The 636-nt window shown below is 35.2% G+C and carries 2 protein-coding genes; both read right to left on the minus strand.

Annotated elements, in window-relative coordinates; all coding sequences use genetic code 11:
- Positions 1-238 (minus strand): MAPEG family protein (locus tag AB4135_RS22165; RefSeq protein WP_371995569.1); only part of this gene is annotated, 238 nt, incomplete at its 3' end.
- A gap of 140 nt (positions 239-378) precedes the next feature.
- Positions 379-636: hypothetical protein (locus tag AB4135_RS22170; RefSeq protein WP_371995570.1), on the minus strand; the 258-nt coding region annotated here is incomplete at its 5' end.

A 636-nucleotide genomic window follows, 5' to 3' on the forward strand; every position in this document is an offset into this window, starting at 1 on the left:
CTGAAGATAAAATAGAGAAAGCTACGAACAAGATGAATATTGCTACGCTTTCATTTGTATTTGAATGAGCTCTTGATGCACGAAAAAGAAAATCGTTGTGATTTGCTGGGATTGGATGCCCAGGAGTGTGCCTAGTTTTAAGGCCAATAACATCTACAACAGCTAACTGCATGAAAAATGTTAAACCAGCCAAACCCATGACTAGAATTGTAATTTTATATGGTTCGATAAATTCCATCTAAGAATTCCTTTTCCTTATATGCGTGATATTTCAATAGGCCCTAACGCTAAACTAAGCGGAAAAATACAGTTAGGCTAAACTGCGCGAAGCGCGAGCCAACTGTAATTTTTCCGTTTGAGTGCCTTGTTATATGCAAATTACACCGAAGTTTCAATGCTTTGTTTTGCTACAACATCATTTTTTAACATTAAAACAATTATGTAGACAATATTAAGTGGAGGCACAATGCATAATAAGACACCTATTAATGTTGCCACTTTAGGTGTAGAAGTTTTACGTTTAGCTAAGTAGTAACTTAAACCACCTATGATAAACATGGAGAAGAAAACAAACTGACCGAATAGAGTCGCATTGATATTCATGTGCATAAATCCTTTTTGCATATAACAGCTTAT

Origin of the sequence: Shewanella sp. 10N.286.54.B9 (genome assembly GCF_041468565.1) — a bacterium.
Classification (GTDB): domain Bacteria; phylum Pseudomonadota; class Gammaproteobacteria; order Enterobacterales; family Shewanellaceae; genus Shewanella.